Annotated in this window: 18 protein-coding genes and 1 tRNA gene; 7 read left to right on the top strand and 12 right to left on the bottom strand. The window is 66.5% G+C overall.

Annotated features, from left to right (window positions below):
- Positions 1–44 precede the first annotated feature (44 nt).
- Positions 45–1,253 (bottom strand): MFS transporter, encoded by a 1,209-nt coding sequence (locus tag J1902_RS11190; protein ID WP_207616337.1) that lies wholly within the window; start codon positions 1,251–1,253, stop codon positions 45–47.
- 170 nt (positions 1,254–1,423) lie between these two features.
- Between J1902_RS11190 and J1902_RS11195 the strand changes: the two genes are divergently transcribed.
- A complete protein-coding gene (locus J1902_RS11195; protein WP_207616338.1) occupies positions 1,424–1,870 on the top strand; it encodes a MarR family winged helix-turn-helix transcriptional regulator in 447 nt (148 codons plus the stop codon).
- A 786-nt stretch (positions 1,871–2,656) separates the two neighbouring features.
- Here the strand turns inward: J1902_RS11195 and J1902_RS11200 are convergent.
- From J1902_RS11200 to J1902_RS11245, 10 genes are all read right to left on the bottom strand, one after another.
- Positions 2,657–2,733 (bottom strand) — tRNA-Pro (locus J1902_RS11200).
- 141 nt (positions 2,734–2,874) lie between these two features.
- The gene (der, locus tag J1902_RS11205; RefSeq protein WP_207616339.1) at positions 2,875–4,425 is read right to left on the bottom strand and encodes a ribosome biogenesis GTPase Der; all 1,551 of its coding nucleotides are present in this window, start codon (positions 4,423–4,425) and stop codon (positions 2,875–2,877) included.
- A complete protein-coding gene (locus tag J1902_RS11210) occupies positions 4,422–5,168 on the bottom strand; it encodes a lysophospholipid acyltransferase family protein (protein WP_372434475.1) in 747 nt (248 codons plus the stop codon). Before J1902_RS11210 ends, der begins: the two co-directional genes overlap by 4 nt.
- Positions 5,161–5,874, bottom strand: coding sequence for a (d)CMP kinase (gene cmk / locus J1902_RS11215; protein ID WP_207616341.1), 714 nt, complete (start codon positions 5,872–5,874; stop codon positions 5,161–5,163). Before cmk ends, J1902_RS11210 begins: the two co-directional genes overlap by 8 nt.
- Positions 5,874–6,980: a prephenate dehydrogenase gene (locus J1902_RS11220; protein ID WP_207616342.1), complete on the bottom strand. Its 1,107-nt coding sequence runs from the start codon at positions 6,978–6,980 to the stop codon at positions 5,874–5,876. Before J1902_RS11220 ends, cmk begins: the two co-directional genes overlap by 1 nt.
- 3 nt (positions 6,981–6,983) lie before the next feature.
- Positions 6,984–8,207, bottom strand: a complete 1,224-nt coding sequence (locus J1902_RS11225) for a pseudouridine synthase (protein WP_207616343.1) — start codon at positions 8,205–8,207, stop codon at positions 6,984–6,986.
- Positions 8,208–8,363: 156 nt separating this feature from the next.
- Positions 8,364–9,020 (bottom strand): SMC-Scp complex subunit ScpB, encoded by a 657-nt coding sequence (gene scpB, locus J1902_RS11230; RefSeq protein WP_207616344.1) that lies wholly within the window; start codon positions 9,018–9,020, stop codon positions 8,364–8,366.
- The gene (locus J1902_RS11235; protein WP_207616345.1) at positions 9,017–9,868 is read right to left on the bottom strand and encodes a segregation and condensation protein A; all 852 of its coding nucleotides are present in this window, start codon (positions 9,866–9,868) and stop codon (positions 9,017–9,019) included. Before J1902_RS11235 ends, scpB begins: the two co-directional genes overlap by 4 nt.
- Positions 9,869–9,876: 8 nt before the next feature.
- The gene (locus J1902_RS11240; RefSeq protein ID WP_207616369.1) at positions 9,877–10,776 is read right to left on the bottom strand and encodes a ParA family protein; all 900 of its coding nucleotides are present in this window, start codon (positions 10,774–10,776) and stop codon (positions 9,877–9,879) included.
- A gap of 302 nt (positions 10,777–11,078) precedes the next feature.
- Positions 11,079–12,434, bottom strand: coding sequence for a cation:dicarboxylate symporter family transporter (locus tag J1902_RS11245; protein ID WP_207616346.1), 1,356 nt, complete (start codon positions 12,432–12,434; stop codon positions 11,079–11,081).
- 137 nt (positions 12,435–12,571) lie between these two features.
- Here J1902_RS11245 and J1902_RS11250 point away from each other — a divergent pair, with 137 nt between their 5' ends.
- Positions 12,572–14,215, top strand: a complete 1,644-nt coding sequence (locus tag J1902_RS11250) for a sensor histidine kinase (RefSeq protein ID WP_207616347.1) — start codon at positions 12,572–12,574, stop codon at positions 14,213–14,215.
- Complete coding sequence (locus J1902_RS11255) at positions 14,212–14,925, top strand: response regulator (RefSeq protein ID WP_207616348.1); 714 nt, start codon at positions 14,212–14,214, stop codon at positions 14,923–14,925. Before J1902_RS11250 ends, J1902_RS11255 begins: the two co-directional genes overlap by 4 nt.
- Positions 14,926–14,927: 2 nt before the next feature.
- On the opposite strand, the gene J1902_RS11260 is transcribed toward J1902_RS11255, so the two are convergent.
- Positions 14,928–16,823, bottom strand: coding sequence for an acetate--CoA ligase (locus tag J1902_RS11260; RefSeq protein WP_207616349.1), 1,896 nt, complete (start codon positions 16,821–16,823; stop codon positions 14,928–14,930).
- 172 nt (positions 16,824–16,995) lie between these two features.
- Between J1902_RS11260 and J1902_RS11265 the strand changes: the two genes are divergently transcribed.
- The 4 genes from J1902_RS11265 to J1902_RS11280 are packed head-to-tail and all read left to right on the top strand — an operon-like array spanning position 16,996 to position 21,282.
- Positions 16,996–17,637 carry a GntR family transcriptional regulator gene (locus tag J1902_RS11265; RefSeq protein WP_207616350.1) on the top strand — a complete coding sequence of 214 codons (642 nt, stop codon included), beginning with the start codon at positions 16,996–16,998 and terminating at the stop codon, positions 17,635–17,637.
- A gap of 11 nt (positions 17,638–17,648) precedes the next feature.
- Positions 17,649–19,169: an MmgE/PrpD family protein gene (locus J1902_RS11270; protein WP_207616351.1), complete on the top strand. Its 1,521-nt coding sequence runs from the start codon at positions 17,649–17,651 to the stop codon at positions 19,167–19,169.
- A 32-nt stretch (positions 19,170–19,201) separates the two neighbouring features.
- Complete coding sequence (gene prpB / locus J1902_RS11275; RefSeq protein WP_207616352.1) at positions 19,202–20,107, top strand: methylisocitrate lyase; 906 nt, start codon at positions 19,202–19,204, stop codon at positions 20,105–20,107.
- A gap of 35 nt (positions 20,108–20,142) precedes the next feature.
- Positions 20,143–21,282 carry a bifunctional 2-methylcitrate synthase/citrate synthase gene (locus tag J1902_RS11280; RefSeq protein WP_207616353.1) on the top strand — a complete coding sequence of 380 codons (1,140 nt, stop codon included), beginning with the start codon at positions 20,143–20,145 and terminating at the stop codon, positions 21,280–21,282.
- Positions 21,283–21,406 lie beyond the last annotated feature (124 nt).

Below are 21,406 nucleotides of genomic sequence, written 5' to 3' on the forward strand. Positions count from 1 at the left end.
GGGAGATCCCGCAGCGGGCTTTTTTGCTGCCTTGCTGTCCAGGCTCAGGCGACGCCGGCCGCCTGGGGTTCGCGTTCGACGTCGGCCGTTGGCTCTCCGGCCACAGTTCCCGCGCGTCGGGCGGCGGCTGCCGCGGCCAGCATGACGAGCAACCCCACGACGGTGATCGCGGCCCCCGCCCAGATGGGCGAGGTGTACCCGAGGCCGAGGGTGATGGTCACGCCGCCCAGCCAGGCGCCGAGCGCGTTGCCGAGGTTGAAGGCGCCGATGTTGGCACCGGAAGCGAGCGTCGGGGCAGAGGCCGCGAAATGCATGACGCGCATCTGCATTCCCGGAACGGCCGCGAATCCAATGCCGCCCATGAGGGCCAGGGAGAAGACCGTGGCAACAGGGTTGGCTGCCGTGAGCCCGAAGAACACCAGCACGGCCACGAGGGCCAGCAGCGCGGTGGTCAGCGTCCTGTCCAGGGCCTTGTCCGCCGCCTTGCCGCCGATGACGTTGCCGACGAACAATCCGGCGCCGAAGATCGCCAGGAGCCACGGGACCGCGCTTGAGTCGAAGCCGGAGACCTCGGTCAGGGTGAAGGCGATGTACGTGAAGGCGCCGAACATGCCGCCGTAGCCCAGGATCGTGACCAGGATGGACAGCCAGACCTGGCCGGATGTGAAGGCGCCGAGCTCGCTGCGCAGGCCCTTGCTGGGCTCCGCACTGCTCCGCGGGACCAGGAAAGCGATGCCGAGCAGGGCGACCACGCCGATGGCCGTGATGGCCCAGAACGTGGAGCGCCAGCCATGACTCTGCCCCAGGAGGGTTCCGAAGGGAACGCCCAGGACGTTGGCGGCGGTGAGCCCTGTGAACATGATGGCAATGGCGCCGGCCTTCTTGTGCGCCGGCACGAGGCTCGCTGCCACCACGGAGCCGATGCCGAAGAAGGCGCCGTGACAGAGGGCGGCAATGATGCGGCCGAGCAGCATCGCCGGGTAGCTGTCGGCGATGGCCGAGAGCAGGTTGCCCACAATGAACAGGAGCAGAAGGCCCATCAGCACGGGCTTTCGCGGCAGCCTGGTAACCGCTGCGGTAACCAGCAGGGCCCCGACAGTGACGCTGAGTGCGTAGCCGGAGATGAACCAGCCGGCCGAGGCTTCGCTGACGTTGAAGTCGGCGGCGACCTCGGGCAAGAGGCCCATGATGACGAATTCGGTCAGGCCGATGCCGAATCCGCCGAGAGCCAGGGCAATCAACCCTGCGGGCATGTGGTGCTCCTTAAATGGGGCCGGTTCCTTGGGAAGTGGATGTGCGCCGCCGGGAACCGTAGAATATTAGTTGCAGGCGCTTCGTATATAGTTGCACGCGCCAGATACTTGCGCAAGCAACTACTTTGCGGCGCCGCCATTTTCGAGATTCAGGCAGGAGCACAGAAGGCATGGGCATCAAGGACGACGCCGTAGAAGTACGCGCGCAGGGCTGGCGGACGCTCGCGGCACTGCACGGGAGCATCGAGGCGGAGCTCGAAAAGGCGCTTCAGTCCGCCGTCGAGCTCTCCGTCGTGGAGTACACGGTCCTGGACGCCCTGAGCCGGCAGGACGGCTGGCATATGCGGATGCAGCAGCTGGCCCGCGCCACCGCTCTGTCCAGCAGCGCCACCACGCGCCTGGTAAACCGCTTGGAGGACCGCGGCCTGCTGACGCGCATCCTGTGTGCCGACGACCGCCGCGGCATATACACGGAGCTGACATCCGCCGGCCAGAAGCTGCTACTGGAGGCCAAACCTGCGCACGACGAGACCCTGGCCGCGGCGCTGGCCTCGGCGGAGCTGGTTCCGGAGCTGGAGCCGCTGGTCAAGGCGCTGGGGGCATTGCAGGGGGTGTAGTCCCTGCAGGGCGACCGCCCCGACCTTCTTTGAGCCTGGCGGCTCGCCGACACGCCGGTTCGTGCGGCGTGTCGGCGACGGTCCGAACTCAAAGAAGGTCAGGAAGGCTACTGCGGCCGAGGCCGGGACGCGACCCTCCGACATCCACCGGCCTGAGACCCCCAGGGGACGTCCGGTCGCCGCAGTCTCGGCGAGAGGTGGGACCGCGTCTCCACGAAAGATCCAAGACCGACAGCTTCCCGTAGAGCACTCTCGCAATTGGGGAGAGTGACAACCACCTCTCCCGCACGACCCGCCAAGCCATGTATTCAAAGATCCAGTGCGGATACCCTCTCGGAATCGGCTGCTCCGCACGTGCTTCCATTTCGCCGGAGGGGACGAAAACGTTGAGGAGTTCTTGAATGCCGGCGATCGCACCAGCAACTGGCCAATTCCCCAAGGCAATCCGGTCCTTGAGGTCGTGGCAGTTGATGCACGTAGGCACAACCGCTCCACCCCCAAATGCGCGCGGAACCGGGAAGTGATCATGTTCGTGGCGTCGGGCAAGGTACATGTCACAGTAGAAGCATCGGGCGCAATCACAACCACCCTGGCGTGCATTTCGAGCTGCGGACATGAGGTCAAGCATGCCATCGTCTTTCGCCAGTGACTTCCAGCCGCACGACTCACATCGAGTAGCCACTCAAAGAAGGTCAGGCTGGGCCGGGCACGCCGGGCCAGCCCCCACCTCTCCAGGGACACGAAAAACCCCGCCGCTCCCTCTCGGGAACGGCGGGGTTTTTCATTTGGTCGGGCTGACAGGATTTGAACCTGCGACCCCTTGACCCCCAGTCAAGTGCGCTACCAAGCTGCGCTACAGCCCGTTAGTTCCGCCGTTCTCCGCCTAGGTTTTCATCCGTGGATTCTCACCTAAGCAGTCCGGCTGAACCACCTCCAAAAGCTTACACGACCTTGGAGGTTGCCTGCGCCATCAGAGCCAAAGTCGACTGTGATGCGCGTCTCATTTAGCGCTTCTTGCCGCGCTTTTCACGCACACGCATGTTGACCTCGATGGGCGTGCCCTCGAAGCCGAACGTCTCACGCAGGCGGCGCGTGATGAAGCGGCGGTATCCGGGGTCCAGGAAGCCGGTGGTGAACAGCACGAACTTCGGCGGGCGGCTGGAGGCCTGGGTGCCGAAGAGGATGCGGGGCTGCTTGCCGCCGCGGACCGGGTGCGGGTGCGCCGCAACGAGCTCGCCCAGGAAGGCGTTCAGGCGGCCGGTGGGGATACGGCGGTCCCAGCTCTCCAGCGCGATGTCCAGCGCAGGCACCAGGCGGTCCTTGTGCCAGCCGGTCTTGGCGGAGATGTTGACGCGCGGCGCCCACTCCACGTGGGCCAGGTCCTGCTCGATTTCGCGTTCCAGGTAGCGGCGGCGTTCGTCGTCCAGCAGGTCCCACTTGTTGAAGGCGAGGACCAGCGCACGGCCGGATTCAATGGCCAGCTGCAGGATGCGGACGTCCTGCTCGCTGAGCACTTCGTCCACGGCCAGGAGCACGACGGCGACCTCGGCCTTTTCGAGCGCTGCCTGCGTGCGCAGGGAGGCATAGAAGTCCGCGCCCTGTGCCATGTGCTGGCGGCGGCGGATGCCGGCGGTGTCCACGAAACGCCAGGTGCGGTTGCCGAGTTCGATGAATTCATCCACGGGATCGCGCGTGGTGCCGGCGAGCGGGTCGACAACCACGCGCTCGGTGCCGGCCAGCTTGTTCAGCAGGGAGGACTTGCCCACGTTCGGGCGGCCGATCAGGGCGATGCGGCGGGGACCACCGGAACGCTCGACGCCTTCCACCGTGGAGAACTCGGGCAGCGTGTCCATGACGTGGTCGAGGAGGTCGGCCACGCCGCGGCCGTGCAGTGCGGAGACCGGGTACGGCTCGCCGAAGCCGAGGCCCCAGAGCGTTGCGGAGTCGGCTTCCTGGGCAAAGTCGTCCACCTTGTTGGCCACCATGATGACCGGCTTCTTGGACTTGCGCAGCATCTTCATGACGCCCTCGTCCGTGGCGGTGGCTCCAACGGCGGAGTCGACCACGAACAGCACGGCGTCGGCCAGCTCCACGGCCATTTCGGCCTGCTCTGCCACACGGGCGTGGATGCCCTTGGCATCGTGCTCCCAGCCACCGGTATCGACCAGCGTGAAGTTGCGGCCGTTCCAGTTGGCGGAGTACATGACGCGGTCACGGGTGACGCCGGGGGTGTCCTCTACGACGGCCTCGCGGCGGCCGAGGATCCGGTTCACCAGCGTGGACTTGCCCACGTTGGGGCGGCCGATGATGGCCAGCACCGGGTCCAGCTTCAGTGGGCCGTCTTCGCCCTCGTCGCCGTATTCGCCGCGCAGCAGGGCTGCGTCGTCTTCGTCCAGCTCGTAGTCATCCAGGCCGGCCAGCAGGGTGGCGGCGCGGAGCTCGGCCTCGTCGTCGTCCAGGGCGGCAAGGTTTTCAGCCACCTGGTCGGTGCCGGTGGGCGTGTATTCGTCGTCGCCGGCTCCATGGTTGCCGGATTTTTGAGTCGTATCGCTCATTGCACTTTCCTTTGTGGTGGTCTGCCGGCGTCCCGGCTACTGCTTTTTGACGGTGCTGCGGAGTGTGTAGACCGGGGCACGGGGTCCTGCGGAAGGTCCTGCCCGGTGGTGTGGATGGCATCCCGAACGTGCTTTGCCAATGCGTCGCGGATTTCCGCAGCCGCCCTGTCCATTGAAACACGCCCGGGCTCGCCGTTCCGGCGCTGCACGGTGAGTGGCTCGCCGAAGCTGACGTGGAGCCGGCGGCCCGGCCCGGGGATATGGTCGCGGTGCTCGTTGCCGGTCCTGGTGCCGAGGATGGCCACGGGTATCACAGTGGCCCCGGAATTCAGGGCCAGCCAGGCAACGCCGCTGCCGATGCTTTCAGCGGTGCCGCTCCCCCGGGTCCCCTCAGGGAGAATCCCGACGCAACGGCCGGCGTCGAGCAGTCTTTTGCCCAGGTGCAGGGCCGCGCGGTCTCCCGCACGGTCCACCGGAATCTGGCCCGAGCCGCGCAAGACCCGCCCCAGAAAGCCCGTGAACATCTCCTTCTTGACGAGGATGTGCATGGGCCGCGGGGAAGCCCCGAACATGACGGGGCCATCCAGCATGCTGATGTGGTTCCCCGCGAAAATCACCGGTCCCGCTGCTGGAACGTTCGCACGGCCGGTGACGGACGTCCGGTAGATCGCATGGTCGATGAGCCAGCCGACTGGCCGGCTCCAGAACCTAGTCCACGAGGCCGGGAGTGCCTGCTCAGTCACCATAGATGACCTTGCCGACAATATTGAGCGCGATGTCCACGGTTTCCTCGAAGTCCAGGTCCGAGGAATCCAGGGTCACCACGCCGTCGGCCGCCTGGGTGAAGTTCACCACGGTGGAGTCCTTGGCGTCACGCTGGATGACCTGGGCTGCAAGCTGTGCCTTGCTCTGCGTGCCGCCGAGCTGGATCCCGCGGCGGCGAAGCCGTGCTTCCTCGCTGGCGGTCAGCAGCATGCGGACTTCCGCTCCCGGCGCGACGACGGTGGTGATGTCGCGGCCTTCCACCACCATGCGGTGGTGGTGCTGCTCGATGAGCCGGCGCTGGCGCCGGATCAGTTCGGTGCGGGCACCAAGGGTGGTGGCCACGGCACTGACGGACGAGGATATCCGTGGATCCCGGATCTCCTCGGTGATGTCCGTGCCGTTGACCGCGACATACTCGGTGCCGGTGCTGGTGCTGATTTCCAGGGGCATGGTCTTGGAGGCCTGCTCGACGGCAGCACCGTCCGTGAGGTCGATGCCGTTGTTGAGGCAGTACCAGGTCAGCGCCCGGTACATGGCGCCCGTGTCCAAGTACGCCAGTTTCAGCCGCCGGGCCACTTCCTTGCTCACACTGGACTTGCCCGATCCGGAGGGGCCGTCGATGGCAATCACCAGCGGCTTGCCGGGGCGGGCGACCGTCTCGGGTCCGAAGAATTCACGCGTCATTACTGGAGTACCCGCCATCCACGGTCAGTCAAGGCTTCTACAAGGAGGTCGTGCTTGTTGGGCAGCACGGAGAGCTCCACCATGCCCACGTTCTGGCCGGACGAGTGGTCCAGCCGTAGGTCTTCCACGTTCACGCCGATCTCGCCGATCTCGGTCAGGAGCCGGGCGATCTGGCCCGGACGGTCGTCCACCAGCACGGTCAGCCACGAGTATGCCTGAGGAGGTCCGCCGTGCTTGCCCGGGATCCGGGCCTGGCCGGCATTGCCTTCGCTGATCAGCTGGGCAAGGTCCAGCCTGGCACCGGGTGCCAGGGGATCCTCCAAGGTTCCGATGAGCCGGTTCAGGTCCTCCCGCACGCCGTGCAAGATGGTGACCACCTTGTCCGCGTTGCCGCCGAGGATCTGCACCCACAGGGTGGGATCGCTGGCGGCGATGCGGGTGGTATCCCGAAGTCCGTTGCCGGCAAGGGACAGCGCATGCAGCGGAGTGCCCTGCAGCCGGCTGGCCAGCAGCGAGGACATGATCTGCGGCAGGTGCGAGACCAGTGCCACGGCTTCGTCGTGCTCATCGGGGGTGAACTGCGAAACGATCGCACCCAGGTCAGCTGCGAGGGAGCGCGCCACCCGGAGCGCCTCCGGGCTGGCTTCCTCGCCGGGGCACAGGACCCACGGCATGGAGGTGAAGAGCTCGCCGCGCGCGGCAACGGGACCGGACTTTTCGCGGCCCGCCATGGGATGTGTTCCCACGTAGCGGGCCATGTCCACGCCCCGCTGCCGAAGCTGCGCCTGGATGCCCGCCTTGACGCTGGCAATGTCCACCACCACGGCGTCCGGGTAGTCCCGGAGCGCGCGCTCGACGACGTCGGCCGTCACATCGGGCGGCGCAGCAACAACCACCAGCTGGGGCTGTTCCTGCAGCTCGGCCAAGGGACGGCCTGCACCGATGTCCACGGCCACGGCCTGGTTGGTGGGCGAGGGGTCCGACAAGTAGACCGGAACCGCCCGGCCACGCAGGCCGAGGCCGATGCTGGCACCGAGCAGCCCTGTACCGAACACGACCACCGGACCATCAAGGTGTCCCCGACCGTGCGAGCGGAATGCCGTCATGCCCTAGAGCCCCACGGATGCCAGGAGGTGGCCGACTTCCTGCCTGCCGAGGTTGCGGATGCTGCCCTGGCGCTGGTCACCCAGGCCGATGGGGCCAATCTTGACGCGGACAAGGCGCTCTACTGGGAAGCCGACGGCGTCGAACATGCGGCGCACAATGCGGTTCTTGCCGGAGTGCAGCACAACCTCAGCCAGGACGTGGCCCGGGGTGGAGTCCACCAGCTTAAAGGAGTCCACGGCGGCGATGCCGTCTTCGAGCTCCACGCCGGCCTTGAGTTGTGCGCCGACGCCGTGCGGGAACGGCCCGCGGACCTGGACCAGGTACGTCTTGGGCACCTCGTAGGAGGGGTGCGTCAGGCGGTTGGCCAGTTCGCCGTCGTTGGTCAGCAGCAGCAGACCCTCGGTGGCGACGTCCAGGCGTCCGACATGGAAAAGCCGCTCGCCCTTGGCCTGCTTGCGCAGGAAGTCGCTGATGCACGGACGGCCGTCCGGGTCTTCCATGGTGGAAACAACGCCCTTGGGCTTGTTGAAGACCATGTAGACGAGGGTTTCGTCGAGCTGGATGCGGATTCCGTCAACGTGGATGACAGCCGTTGCGGGGTCCACGCGCACGCCGAGTTCGGTGGTCAGCTGGCCGTCCACCTCGACGCGGCCCTCGAGGATCATTTCCTCGCAGACGCGGCGGGAAGCCACGCCGGCCTGGGCCATGACCTTCTGCAGGCGGACGCCGTCGACGTCGTGCAGATCGGACTGCGGCACGTCCTGGCGCGGGCCGCGGGACGGCTTGCGGATGGGGCCAAGGTTCTGGCCGAAACGCTCGCTGCCGAAGGCGCGGGAGCCGTACTGCTTGGCGTTGCTGCCGGTCTTGCGCTTGGGCGCACCGGGCGTGCCGGGGGCCCTGCCGGAACCGGGCTTATTGGAGCCGGGCTTGCGGAACGGCTTGGCCGGCCTGGTGTCGCGGCCGCGGTCGTAATCGCCGGCCGTGGTGGGGTTGTCCGGGTCAAACGGGGCTGCTTCACGCGGACGGGCCGCTTTGAAGGGCCGTTCGCCCTGGAAGGGGCGGTCGCCGCCCTGGCTGAAGCCGCGCTTGGCTGCGCCGCCGGCACTGCTGCGGCCGGAGAATCCGCCCGCGCCCGTGCGGCCTGCGCCGCCGCGTGCCTCATTGCGTCCAGAACCGTTGCGTCCCGAACTGTTACGTGGTGAACCCTGGCGTCCCGCCTGTGTCATGACCCGTCCTTGTGTAGTAATGGCCGGCATTCGTTGCTGTAAACAACACTAGCCAGCCGGGCAGACAAAATCTGCCCTTCTTTTTGCTGTGGCCCCGAGGGATCCGGAGCCTTGTATGAAGTTGTCCTGCGGTGCAGGCGTTGCCGGCGTGGCTGCCTACATCCGGCCGGCGTCGTAAAACTCCTCGATGCCGTCCAACCCGGGAAGGTGGGGCGACAGCGCGGGCAGTTCGGCCACCGAAGCGATTCCCATCCGTTCAAGGAAATAGGAGGTGGTCCGGTACAGGACCGAACCCGATTCGGGATCGTTGCCGGCGTCCTCGACCAGACCCCGCTGGGTCAGGGTCCGGACGACCGAATCAACATTGACGCCGCGGATCGCAGACACCCGGGCCCTGGAGACCGGTTGCCGGTAGGCGATGACCGCCAGCGTTTCAAGTGCCGCCTGGGTCAGCCTGCTCGTCTGGCCATCGAGGACGAATCTGCCCACGACGTCGGCAAAATCCGCTCGCGAATAGATCCGCCATCCGCCGGCCACGTTCCGCAATTCAAAACCCCGGGGTGCGGCACTGGCGACGGCAAAGCCGACAGCGTCCACGTCCGGGGCTTTAACAGTATAGCCGCCATACTCCCGCTGCAGTCCGGCCAGCAATTCCTCGACGACGGCGACCGTCACGTCCAGCACTGCCGCGAGCTCCTCGGACGTCGCCGGCTGGTCCACAACCATCAGCACCGCCTCCAGGGCGGCACGGACTCCCCCGGGCCTGGCCTCCAGCCCGGCATGGCCGTCCGGGGTTTGTGTCGCTTCGCTCACTGCTGCTCCTGTTCCCTGCCATGTTGCTCCCTGAGGCCGTATTCCTCGCTGAGGTTCTCGCTGCTCCAGTCCTCGTGATGTCCCGTCCAGCGCACAGTGAGATCGCCCAGCGGGGCCGCCTGCTCGAAAGCGACCACACGGTCGCGGAACATTTCCAGCAGGGCCAGGAAGCGGGCCACCACCACCGCGGTGGCCCCGGCGTCGGCGATGAGGGCGCGGAAGGACAGCGGCACGCCGTGCCGCAGGCGGCGCCCGATAATCTCGGCCTGTTCCTTGATGCTGACGGCCGGGGCATGAAGATGCTCCAGGCCCACCTGGGGGGCTGCGGTGTCCTTCGGCGTGAGGGCCTTGGCGGCCAGCGCGGCAAACTGTTCCGGCGTATGCCGCCACACGAGTTCGGGAAGCAGCGCCGCGAAATGGGCTTCGAGGGCCACCTGCCGCGAAAAGCTCTTCGCCTCCAGGTCCAGGGTGTCGCTCATGAGGCCTGCAACGTGCTTGAACGCCTTGTATTGCAGCAGGCGGGCGAACAGCAGGTCCCGGGCCTCGAGCAGGGCAATGTCCTCGGCGTCCTCCACTTCGCCCGCAGGCAGGAGCCTGGCGGCCTTCAGGTCAAGGAGGGTGGCGGCGATGACGAGGAACTCGCTGGCTTCGTCCAGGGCCCATTCCTCGCCGAGCTCCTGCAGCTTGCGGATGTACTTGATGAACTCGTCCGTGACGGTGGCCAGGGCGATTTCGGTGATGTCCAGCTGGTGCTTGGAGATCAGGCCCAGGAGCACGTCGAAGGGACCGGTGAAATTCTCGAGCCTGACTTCGAAGCCGGGCGCCGGCGGAGCGGGCGGTTGTGCCACGCGGTCCGCTAGGGTGCGCCGCCGCGCGAGATCAGTTCCTTGGCCAGGCGGCGGTAGGCGTCGGCGCCGATGTGGTTTCCGGCGTAGCTGGTGATGGGTTCTGCGGCCACGGTGGCGTCGGCAAACTTGATGGAGCGCTTGATGACGGTCTCGAAGACCTTGTCCCCGAAGGCCTCGACCAGGCGGGAGATCACTTCCCGGCTGTGCAGGGTGCGGGCGTCGTACATCGTGGCGAGCACGCCGTCCACCTGCAGGCGGGGGTTGAGGCGGTCCTGGACCTTTTCAATGGTCTCGACCAGCAGTGCCACGGCGCGCAGGGCGAAGAACTCGCAGATCAAGGGGATGATCACGCCATGCGCGGCGGTCAGGGCGTTGACGGTCAGCAGGCCCAGCGAGGGCTGGCAGTCGATGAGGACGACGTCGTAGTGGTCCTCGACGCTCTTGAGTGCGCGGTCCAGGACCTGTTCGCGGGCAACCTCGTTGACCAGTTGGACTTCAGCGGCTGAGAGGTCGATGTTTGCGGGCAGCAGATCGACGCCGTCGACGCCGGTCTGCTGGATGGCGTCGCGGATGTCCACCTTGCGGTCCATCAGGACGTTGTAGACAGTGAGATCGAGCTCGTGCGGGTTGGCACCGAGACCGGCGGAGAGGGCACCTTGGGGGTCGAAGTCCACGAGCAGGACGCGCCGGCCGTATTCGGCGAGCGCCGCTGCGAGGTTGATGGTGGACGTGGTCTTGCCGACGCCGCCCTTTTGGTTGACCATGGCGATGACCCGTGCCGGTCCGTGCGAGGCCAGCGGCGCGGGCTCCGGGAAGTCACGCTGTGGGCGGCCGGTGGGCCCCATCACGGCGTCTTCCAGGTCGAGCTCCGCGCCTTCCAGCGTTGCCGTACCCCATTCGCTGCTCACGTATCTGTCCACACTTTCGACGTCGATCTTGTCCCTGCTGCTGGCGCCAGCTTCAGCGATACTACCCACCTAGGCTACAGTCCCGGACACGCTGTTTGACGAACTTGACAATGTCGGCCATTTTGGCCTTACCCTCTAGTTGAAGTCGAAGGTTGTGGTGGCTGGTCCACGCCAAGCCACCTGCGGACGCGGCAAGGCCGGCACCCGCAGGGGTGCCGGCCTTGCCGGTGGAACCGTGGCATCCGGAGCAATGGATCCCGACGGCGGCCTGCGCCGCTGATGTTTATCGCGTCAGTTGATCGTCAGGCAGGAATCTTCTCGCGCAGCTCCGCGTCCGCTGCCTCTTCCGCATCCACGGCCTCGGCGCCGTGGGCGATCATGGTCTGCTCGTCGAAGGGCTCGGAGCCGGAGAGGACCCGGCCCACCTGGCCATTGTCGATCTCCTTCACCCAGGTACCGATGAGCACGGTGGCGACCGCGTTGCCGGTGAAGTTCGTGAGGGCCCGGGCCTCGGACATGAAGCGGTCGATGCCCACGATCATGCCCACGCCGCCGAGGAGCTCGGGTTTGTGTGCCTGAAGGCCTGCCGCGAGGGTGGCCAGGCCGGCGCCGGTGACACCGGCAGCACCCTTGGAAGCGATGATCATGAAGACCAGCAGCGACACCTGCGCGCCGAGGTCCAGCGGGGTGCCCATGGCGTTGGCAACGAACAGGGACGCCATGGTCAGGTAGATCGCGGTGCCGTCCAGGTTGAAGGAGTAGCCCGTGGGGACGGCAACACCGACAACCGGCTTGGACACGCCCAGGTGCTCCATCTTGGCGATGAGGCGGGGAAGGGCGGCTTCGGAGGACGAGGTGGAGAAGATCAGCAGGTATTCGCGGGCCAGGTACTTCATGAGCTTGAAGATGTTGACTCCGGCCACCACGCGCAGCAGCGTGCCCAGGATGACGACGATGAACAGTGCGCAGGTGATGTAGAACGCCACCATGAGGGTGAACATGCTGAGGATGGCCTGCGCGCCGGTGGCTCCCACGACGGCGGCGATCGCGCCGAAGGCGCCAACCGGGGCCAGCCACATGATCATGATGAGGATCCGGAACACGAGGGCCTGGCCATGTCCGATGGCCTTCAGCACGGGGGCTCCCTGCTTGCCCATCTTCTGCAGCGCGAAACCGACCAGGATCGCGGCGAGCAGCGTGGGCAGGACGGGAATGTCGCCGGGGATGATACCCAGGAGGAAGTCGACAGTGCTGTCCGTGGCGGCCTTCTTGGTGGGATCGTACGGCGCCAGCTTCAGGCCGTCGCCCGGGTGGATGAGGTTGCCCACCACCAGGCCGATGCCCAGGGCAAAGGTGGACATGGCCACGAAGTAGCCAAGCGCGAGCCCGCCAACCTTGCCCACGGTGGCTGCTTTCGCGATGGAGCCGATGCCGAGCACGATGGTGCAGAAGATCACGGGGGCGATCATCATCTTGATGAGCTTGATGAAGCCGTCACCTAGCGGCTTCAGGGACTTGCCGACTTCAGGGAACAGCAGGCCGAGCAGCGCGCCCAGGATGACGGCGGCGATGACCGCGATGTACAGGTAGTGCGACTTATCGAGCCCCTTGCGTCCGCCTGCGGCGGGCTGTGCCGACTCTCCTCGTTGAGAGGTCATGGGATTACTCCTTTTGGATACTGTGTAAGGCGCTGCGGTCCTGCACTTGTGTCCGTTCCGCCGGCCGTGTGATATCCATCATTGGGCCGACGGTGACATGCATCACTGTTGCGGTCATATTGGTCATGGAGGTGACTGTGTTTCAGAGCTGGAGCATCGCCCGGCGGCTTTTCGTGGCGAACCTGCTGTTCGTCCTGCTGCTGACGGCCGCGTTTGGCGCCGCCGCCGTGCTCGAGGCCAGGGACAGGGCCTACGACGACGCCGGCCACCGCATGCGTGCCGTCGCGGCCGCCGTCGCCGCCAACCCCCTGGTGCTGCAGGCCGCCGCCACACCGGACCCCTCGGCCATGCTCCAGCCCTATGCCACGGCGTTCCTGGCTGATGCGGACACGGACTTCATCACGATCATGGCCCCGGACCGGACGCGCTGGACACACCCCAACCCGGCAGAGCTCGGCAAACCCTACATCGGCACGATTGAGCCGGCTCTCCAGGGCGAATCCTTCACGGAAATCACTGCCGGAACCCTGGGGCCATCCGTCCGGACCATCGTCCCGGTCAAGGACGCCGCCGGAAGCGTGAAGGCACTCGTGGCTGCCGGCGTCACGGTCCGCACCGTCGACGTCGCGGTTTCCGAGCGGCTGCTGGCCGTTGGGGCCATCGCCCTGGCCGTGCTGCTGGCCGGTTCCTTCGCCTCCTGGGCCCTGGGCCGGTACCTGCGCTCGGTCACCCGGGGCTGGGGGCCGGAGCAGCTCGCCCAGCTCTTCGCCTACTACGAATCCGTGCTGCATTCCGTCCGCGAGGGTGTCATCCTCATCAACACCCAGGGCAAGGCCGTGATGTACAACGACCAGGCGGCAGAGCTGCTGGGACTAGAGCCGGCCGACGTCGACCGGGCGCCGGACGCCGCCCCGCGGCTCTCGGAACTGCCGCTCGACGGCAGCCTGAAAGCACTTTTCCAGTCCGGGCGGACGGCACACGACGAGATCCACCTGACCGGCTCCCGCATCCTGGTGGTCAACCAGGCACCGGCCGTGGGCCCTGTTCCGGTACGAAGCCGCCAGAAGCCGGCGGTGTACGGCTCGGTGGCGACCATCCGGGACCGCACCGAAATTGAATCGCTCGGCACGGAACTGCAGACCATGAAAACCCTCTCGGATGCCCTGCGGGCGCAGACCCACGAACACGCAAACCGGCTGCACACCCTGGTCTCGCTCATGGAATTGGGCCGGACTCCGGAGGCACTGGATTTTGCCACCAAGGACCTTGAACTCAGCCAGCAGCTCACGGATGAGCTGCTGTCCTCCGTGGACGAGCCGATCATGAGCGCGCTCGTCATGGGCAAGGCGGCCGAAGCCCATGAGCGGGGCGTCGAACTGCAGGTCCGCACCTCGGGCAGCACCGGCGCGCACGGCCTGGACGTCCAGGACCTGGTGACCATCCTGGGGAACCTGCTGGACAACGCGATCGACGCCGCCGCGGCGGCGGAGGCCCCGCGCCAAGTGGAGCTGGTGGTCACCTCAGGCCTTGACGCACTGGAATTCGCCGTCCGGGACTCCGGCGCCGGACTGGATCCCGGTATGGTTGATGACGTTCTCCAGTACGGCTTCAGCACCAAGGCATCCGGCCCGCCCCGCGGCGGGCATGGCCGCGGCGTGGGGCTCGCCCTGGTCCGCCAGGCGGTCCAGCGGCTCGGCGGCACGATGACCATCACCAACCCCGGCGGCGCCCAGTTCCATGTGGTGCTGCCCGCGCCGGACCCCGAGGAAGAATCCGCATGACAGACATCTGCGTCCTGGTGGTCGAAGACGAACCGGTCGCCGCCGCCGCCCACGCCGTGTACGTGGGCCGGATGGCGGGCTTTGTCCTTGCCGGAACCGCCCCGGACGGCCAGTCGGCCCTGCGGATCATGGGCGAATTCACCGCCGCCGGAACCCCCGTGGACCTGGTGCTGCTGGACATGAACCTGCCCGATCTCCATGGCCTCGACGTGGCCCGCCGGATGCGGGCCGCCGGGCTGTTCGCCGACATCATCGCCATCACGGCGGTCCGCGAACTCACCATTGTGCGCAGCGCCGTGTCCATCGGCGTGGTCCAGTACCTGATCAAGCCGTTCACCTACGCGACGTTCGCCGACAAGCTCAGCAGCTACCGGGCGTTCCGTGAACAGCTGGCGTCGTCGGCGTCGGGCATTTCCAAGGCCGGCGCCTCCCAAAGCGATGTTGACCAGGCATTCGCAAGCCTGCGCGCGCCCACGGACCTTCCGCTCCCCAAGGGCTTGTCCGCGTCCACCCTGGACTCGGTCAAAGAGCTTATGCGGGGGCAGGAGCAGGCCGTCTCCGCGAACGAGGTCATGGAAGCGCTGGGCATGTCCCGCGTGACCGCGCGGCGCTACCTCGAGTACCTCGCCGACGCCGGCGTTGTCACCCGGGCGCCACGCTACGGCACCCCGGGCCGCCCGGAAAACGAATACGGCTGGAACCGGGCCTAGGCTCAGACACTCTCTGGCCGCAACACGCCCAGCAACTGCCCGATCACGTCCGGATCCTCAATGGTGGAGGGCACAACATAGTCCTCGCCATCGGCGATTTGCCGCATGGTCTTGCGCAGGATCTTCCCGGACCTGGTCTTGGGGAGGGCCTCCACCACGGTGGCGTGTTTGAAGTCGGCCACCGGTCCGATGTTCTTCCGGACGAGGGCGATCAGCTCGCGGAGCAGCTCGCCTTCGTCGGCCGTGACCCCGGCTTTGAGCACCACATAGCCGCTGGCGTGCTGGCCCTTGAGGGGATCCGCCACACCGATCACGGCACATTCGGCCACGGCCGGGTGGCTCGCGATGACCTGCTCAATCGCACCGGTGGACAGCCGGTGGCCGGCAACGTTGATGATGTCGTCGGTCCTGCCCATGACGAAGACGTAGCCATCGGCATCCTGGTAGCCGCTGTCGCCGGTGGCGTAGCTGCCCTCGAAGGCCGCCAGATACGAGGACACATAGCGGTCATCGTCCTGCCACAGGGTGGCAAGTGTGCCGGGAGGCAAGGGGAGCCCCAGGACAATGTTGCCTTCCTCCCCTTGCTGCACCGGCGCGCCGGATCCGTCAACAATCTTCAGCTCGAAGCCAGGCATGGGCAGGGTAGGCGAACCGGCCTTGAAAGGCAGATCCTCCAACCCGCGCGGGTTGGCACAGATGGCCCAGCCGGTTTCGGTCTGCCACCAGTGGTCCACCACGGGCACCCCCAGGACCTCGCCCGCCCAGCGGTAGGTGTCCGCATCGAGCCGTTCGCCGGCCGCAAACAGGGTTCGCAGGGTGGAGACGTCGTAGCGGGCCAGCTCTGCGGCCTGCGGATCGGCCTTGCGAATCGCGCGCAGGGCCGTGGGCGCCGTGAACAACACATTGACCTTGTGGTCCTGCACCACGCGCCAGAAGGCCCCCGCGTCCGGAGTTCCCACCGGCTTGCCCTCATAGAGGACTGTGGTGGCGCCGGCCAGCAGCGGGCCATAAACAATGTATGAGTGGCCCACCACCCAGCCGACGTCGGACGCCGTCCACATCACGTCACCGGGACCGACGTCGTAGATGTTCGCCATGGTCCAGCTGAGCGCCACAGCGTGGCCGCCATTGTCCCGCACGACGCCCTTGGGCGTGCCGGTGGTACCGGAGGTGTACAGAATGTAGAGGGGATCGGTGGCCGCGACGTCCACGGCTGCCGCCGGGACGGCTGCTTCCATGGAAACGTCCCAGTCCGCCCACGCGCCATGCCCGGCTGCCACATGCGCGAAGCCTTCCCGGGCCTTGACGATGACGGGCGTATTGCGCGCGCCGGCGAGTTCGAGGGCTTCGGCAACGGCCGGCAGATATTCCACACGACGGGAAGGCTCGATCCCGCCGGACGCCGTAACAACCGCCGACGGGCCGGCATCCTTGATCCTGGCGGCAAGCTCCTTGGGGGCGAAGCCGCCGAACACCACCGAATGCACCGCTCCGAGCCGCGCCGTCGCCAGCATCGCGATCACGGCCTCGGGGATCATGGGCATGTAAATGACCACCCTGTCGCCCTTCCGGACACCTTGCGCACGCAGAACGCCGGCGAAACGTGCGACCAGGCCGGTCAGTTCGGTGTAGCTGTACCTGCGCTTCACTCCCAGCATCGCCGAGTCATAGATGAGCGCGTCCTGATCCCCGCGGCCGGCCTCAACATGGCGGTCCAGGGCGTTGTAGCTCGTATTCAGCACGCCGTCAGGAAACCAGCGGAACAGCGGGGCGGCCGATTCATCCAGCGCGGTGTCCGGCACCGCGGACCACTGCACGCCCTCTGCCGCCTCAAGCCAGAAGGCTTCCTTCTCTTCGATGCTCCGCGAGTATGTTTCCCGGTAATTTCCGCTGGCCATGTTGGGCTCCCGTCCACGTCACTGTGTTGCCCCATGCTATGCGGGCATCGCGGCGCAGGCAAGATCTATGTATACACAGGCGGAGAAAACTCCCCGATTCTTCGAATTTTGCTGCAACATAAGGCGATTTGTGTATACACTGGTGCTCATCCACAGATCGAGGGGAGGAACCATGCGGGCCAGCGACAAAGCCTATGCAACGCTACGCGAAGACATCATCGAGTGGCGCCTGGCGCCGGGCACGGTCCTTGCCGAAGTGGAGCAATCCGAACGCCTCGGCGTCTCGCGCACCCCTGTCCGGGAGGCGCTCAGCCGGCTCAGCGCCGAGGGACTCACGACGGCGGCGGGCGGCCGCGGCGTCGTCGTCACCGATATCTCCCTGGACGACATCGACGAGATGTTCGAACTGCGCGAAACACTGGAGGGCAAGGCCGCCGCCCTCGCTGCCGAACGCGGCGAGCGCACAGTGTTCGAGCAGCTGCACGCAGCCCTCCTGCGGGCGCCGGAGCTGATCAGTGAAAGCGATCCGGCCAGGCACGAGTACTACGCCCTGGTGGGGCGGCTCGACGAAGCGATCGACTCCGCCATCTCCAACTCCTACCTCGCCCAGGCGATGCGCAGCCTGCGCGTCCACCTGGTCCGCGTCCGCCGCCTCGCGGCCGACGACTCCCAGCGCCTGAACGCGGCCGCCCTGGAGCATGCGGCGATTGCCGAGGCCATCGCTTCCGGCAACGCCAAGCTCGCCGAAGCGGCCACCACCCTGCACCTCCACCGCAGCCTTTCCCACGTCAAAGCGACCCACTCACCCCACTAAGAAGGAGCACCATGGTTAAGCTCAACCACGTCCGTGTCTACAAGAGCGAAGAGAACCTCGCCCGCGAGGACCAGTTGGCCCACAAGATTGCCGTGGTCGCCGCCGACCCCGTCGACGTGGCCCCGGAGGTCACCGACATGGTCATCAACCGGGTCATCGACAACGCATCCGTTGCCATTGCCTCGCTGAACCGTGGCCCCATTGTCGCGGCCCGCGCCCAGGCGCTGACCCATGCACCAAGCACCAACGGCAAGGGCGCCGGCGTCTTCGGCATCGCGGACCGGGTCTCCCCCGAGTGGGCGGCCTGGGCCAATGGAGTGGCAGTGCGCGAACTCGACTACCACGACACCTTCCTGGCGGCCGACTACTCCCACCCAGGCGACAACATCCCGCCGATCCTCGCCGTCGCACAGCACGTCGGCGCCAGCGGCAAGGACCTGATCCGCGGCATCGCCACCGGCTACGAGATCCAGGTCAACCTGGTCAAGGCCATCTGCCTGCACAAGCACAAGATCGACCACGTGGCCCACCTCGGCCCGTCCGCCGCCGCCGGCATCGGCACGCTCCTGGGCCTGGACGTCGAGACGATCTTCCAGTCCGTCGGCCAGGCACTGCACACCACCACGGCCACGCGCCAGTCCCGCAAGGGCGAGATTTCCACCTGGAAGGCCCACGCACCCGCGTTCGCCGGCAAGATGGCCGTGGAAGCCGTGGACCGCTCCATGCGCGGCCAGACCTCCCCCGTGCCGATCTACGAAGGCGAAGACGGCGTCATCGCCTGGATGCTGGACGGCCCGGACGCTTCCTATGAGGTGCCGCTGCCCGAGGCCGGCGAAGCCAAGCGCGCCATCTTGGACACCTACACCAAGGAACACTCCGCCGAATACCAGGCCCAGGCCTGGATCGACCTCGCCCGCAAGCTGCACGCCGAGCACCCCGAGGCCACGGACCCATCCAAGGTGCAGTCGATCCTGATCAAGACGAGCCACCACACGCACTACGTGATCGGTTCCGGCGCCAACGACCCGCAGAAGTACGACCCCGCGGCCAGCCGCGAAACCCTGGACCACTCCATCCCGTACATCTTCACCGTGGCGCTGCAGGACGGCTCCTGGCACCACGTTGACTCCTACACCCCGGAGCGTGCCGGCCGTGCCGACACCGTGGAGCTGTGGAACAAGGTCAGCACCGTGGAAGATGCCGAATGGACCCGCCGGTACCACTCGCTGGACATCGCCGAGAAGGCCTTCGGCGGTTCCGTGGAGATCACCCTGAACGACGGCACAGTCATCACCGACCAGATCGCCGTGGCCGACGCCCACCCGCTCGGCGCCCGGCCGTTCACCCGCGAACAGTACATCAACAAGTTCCGCACCCTCGCCGCCGGCCTGGTTGCCGAAGCCGAAATCGAGCGCTTCCTCGCCGCCGCCGAGGGCCTCGCAGATCTGGGTCCGGGAGAGCTGGACCAGCTGAACATCACCGCCGCCCCCGGCGTCATCGACCTCAGCAGCGCACCGGCCGGCCTCTTCTAGGCTCCGCCACCGAACCTGGACAGGAGAATCACATGCTGTACTCCAAGACAACCCCGGAGCAGAAGCGCCTCGCCCTGCGCGAGATGCTCGCCTCCGGCACCATCCAGCAGTTCCCGGGCGCGTTCAGCCCGCTCTCGGCACGGCTGATCGAGGAAAAGGGCTTCGCCGGCGTGTACATCTCCGGCGCAGTGCTGGCCAATGACCTTGGCCTGCCGGACATCGGCCTGACCACCCTCACCGAGGTCGCCACGCGCGCCGGGCAGATCGCACGCATGACCGAGCTGCCCTCCTTGGTGGACGCAGACACAGGCTTCGGCGAGCCCATGAACGTGGCCCGCACCATCCAGGAACTCGAGAACGCCGGCCTGGCCGGCTGCCATATCGAGGACCAGTTCAACCCGAAGCGCTGCGGGCACCTGGACGGCAAGAACGTCGTCGACGTGGACACAGCCGCCAAGCGCATCCGTGCCGCCGCGGACGCCCGCCGGGATCCGAACTTCCTCATCATGGCCCGGACCGACATCCGCGCCGTGGACGGGATCGAGGCCGCCCAGGAGCGCGCACGGGCCTTGGTGGACGCCGGTGCGGACGCCATCTTCCCGGAAGCGATGAAGGACCTCAGCGAGTTCCAAGCCATCCGTGATGCCGTGGATGTGCCGATCCTGGCCAACATGACAGAGTTCGGCAAGAGTGACCTGTTTACCGTTGACCAGCTCCAAGGCGTCGGTGTGAACATGGTGATTTACCCGGTCACGCTGCTGCGCATTGCCATGGGGGCTGCAGAGCGTACGCTGGAATCGATCAAGGCCACAGGGTCGCAGGAGGCGCAGGTGGAGAACATGCTCACCCGTGCGCGGCTCTACGACCTGGTGGACTACGAGGCCTACAACCATTTCGATACCGGCGTTTTCAACTTCCAGATTCCTGGCGTCCGCTAGGACTTGGGATCCACGAATGAACGAAGGAGGACAGCATGGAAGCTGTTGACATCAAGAAGGGCCTGGCCGGCGTCGTGGTGGACTACACCGCAGTTTCCAAGGTCAACCCTGACACCAATTCGCTGCTCTACCGCGGCTATCCCGTGCAGGAGCTCGCCGCCAAGTGCAGCTTCGAGGAAGTGGCCTATCTCCTGTGGAACGGCGAACTTCCCACAGCGGAGCAGCTTGCTGAGTTCACCGCCCGCGAGCGCGCCGGACGCCCACTGGACCCGGTGGCGAAGCAGGTCATCGACACCCTGCCGACCACCGCCCACCCCATGGATGTGTGCCGCACGGCAGCCTCTGTACTGGGTGCCCGGCACGAGCTGGCCGAAGACGCCTCGCCCCAAGCAAACATGAAGAAAGCCATAGACCTCTGGGCGGCCATGCCGTCCGTCGTGGCCTACGACCAGCGCCGCCGGCGCGGCCAGGACGTGGTGGAGCCCCGGGATGACCTCGGCTACTCCGCGAACTTCCTGTGGATGACCTTCGGCGAGGAGCCAGTGGATGAAGTCGTGGAGGCGTTCAACGTCTCGATGATCCTCTATGCAGAGCACTCCTTCAACGCCTCCACCTTCACGGCACGCGTGGTCACCTCCACACTGTCCGATCTGCATTCCGCGGTGACCGCCGCCATCAGCGCGCTGAAGGGCCCGCTCCATGGCGGTGCCAACGAAGCCGTCATGCATACCTTCGACGAAATCGGCATCCGCAGCGAGGAATCGCTCGAGGAAGCCGCGGCCCGGGCCAGGGCCTGGATGGAAGGTGCTCTGGCGCAAAAGAAGAAGGTCATGGGCTTCGGCCACCGCGTCTACAAGCACGGCGACTCCCGCGTCCCCACCATGAAGGCCGCGCTGGACAAGATGATTGCCCACTACGGCCGCCCGGAACTGTTGGGCCTGTACAACGGGCTGGAACAGGCCATGGACGAGGCCAAGGGCATCAAGCCGAATCTTGACTACCCTGCCGGCCCCACGTACCACCTCATGGGCTTCGACACCCCCATGTTCACTCCGTTGTTCGTCGCCAGCCGCATCACCGGCTGGACGGCGCACATCATGGAGCAGCTGGCATCGAACGCCTTGATCCGGCCGTTGAGCGAATACAACGGCATGGACGAGCGGCACCTGCCGTAGCTTTCTGGACTGCACGACGGCGGGCCGGTCACCTTGGAGGTGACCGGCCCGCCGTCGCAGGCCGAACCGGCCGGCGGTCCTAAAGCCGAGGGTTCAAATCCAAAACGTCGCGGACCGTTTCGTT

The organism is Arthrobacter cavernae (assembly GCF_017368795.1).
GTDB lineage: Bacteria > Actinomycetota > Actinomycetes > Actinomycetales > Micrococcaceae > Arthrobacter > Arthrobacter cavernae.

What these genes read in the sequence shown, in the direction of transcription:
- J1902_RS11190 (WP_207616337.1), bottom strand. Translation starts at nt 1,253, where the DNA reads ATGCCCGCAGGGTTGATTGCCCTGGCTCTCGGCGGATTCGGCATCGGC.
- J1902_RS11195 (WP_207616338.1), top strand. Translation starts at nt 1,424, where the DNA reads ATGGGCATCAAGGACGACGCCGTAGAAGTACGCGCGCAGGGCTGGCGG.
- der (WP_207616339.1), bottom strand. Translation starts at nt 4,425, where the DNA reads ATGAGCGATACGACTCAAAAATCCGGCAACCATGGAGCCGGCGACGAC.
- cmk (WP_207616341.1), bottom strand. Translation starts at nt 5,874, where the DNA reads ATGACGCGTGAATTCTTCGGACCCGAGACGGTCGCCCGCCCCGGCAAG.
- J1902_RS11220 (WP_207616342.1), bottom strand. Translation starts at nt 6,980, where the DNA reads ATGACGGCATTCCGCTCGCACGGTCGGGGACACCTTGATGGTCCGGTG.
- J1902_RS11225 (WP_207616343.1), bottom strand. Translation starts at nt 8,207, where the DNA reads ATGACACAGGCGGGACGCCAGGGTTCACCACGTAACAGTTCGGGACGC.
- J1902_RS11245 (WP_207616346.1), bottom strand. Translation starts at nt 12,434, where the DNA reads ATGACCTCTCAACGAGGAGAGTCGGCACAGCCCGCCGCAGGCGGACGC.
- J1902_RS11255 (WP_207616348.1), top strand. Translation starts at nt 14,212, where the DNA reads ATGACAGACATCTGCGTCCTGGTGGTCGAAGACGAACCGGTCGCCGCC.
- J1902_RS11260 (WP_207616349.1), bottom strand. Translation starts at nt 16,823, where the DNA reads ATGGCCAGCGGAAATTACCGGGAAACATACTCGCGGAGCATCGAAGAG.
- J1902_RS11265 (WP_207616350.1), top strand. Translation starts at nt 16,996, where the DNA reads ATGCGGGCCAGCGACAAAGCCTATGCAACGCTACGCGAAGACATCATC.
- J1902_RS11270 (WP_207616351.1), top strand. Translation starts at nt 17,649, where the DNA reads ATGGTTAAGCTCAACCACGTCCGTGTCTACAAGAGCGAAGAGAACCTC.
- prpB (WP_207616352.1), top strand. Translation starts at nt 19,202, where the DNA reads ATGCTGTACTCCAAGACAACCCCGGAGCAGAAGCGCCTCGCCCTGCGC.
- J1902_RS11280 (WP_207616353.1), top strand. Translation starts at nt 20,143, where the DNA reads ATGGAAGCTGTTGACATCAAGAAGGGCCTGGCCGGCGTCGTGGTGGAC.